Genomic DNA, 347 nt, shown 5'->3' on the forward strand with positions numbered 1-347 from the left:
CGAGAACAAGCAATTATTTGTGGGTATTGTTAGCGGTTGTTTTTTATTAATTTATTTATCAATATTGGGATTCCGACTTGTACTGCTAGATTATTTTTACCGATTGACTCTAATAATCTATTTACTTTAATTTTCTTTATGTTTTGATATTCAGATTTGAATTCAGAGTAGCTCATTCCGCTAGCATTTAAATATTTCCCAGCATCACTTTTTTTATCCGCTAGCATTGCAAATATTAAATGTTCAGGCTTGATTTCAGACGCTCCATAAATCCAAGAATAATATTTTGCATTTTTTATACTTGTTTCCAATTCTTTTGTCAAATAGTAATTTCCTTTTACTGATTC

The 347-nt window shown here is 29.1% G+C and carries 1 protein-coding gene; it reads right to left on the bottom strand.

The genetic code is table 11. The features are described from left to right. Nucleotides 1–29 precede the first annotated feature (29 nt). Nucleotides 30–347, bottom strand: a 318-nt coding sequence (locus tag F7018_RS17985) for a Clp protease N-terminal domain-containing protein (RefSeq protein WP_150901486.1), incomplete at its 5' end; no start/stop codon positions are given.

Source organism: Tenacibaculum aiptasiae, assembly GCF_008806755.1.
In the GTDB taxonomy this organism is placed as follows: domain Bacteria; phylum Bacteroidota; class Bacteroidia; order Flavobacteriales; family Flavobacteriaceae; genus Polaribacter; species Polaribacter aiptasiae.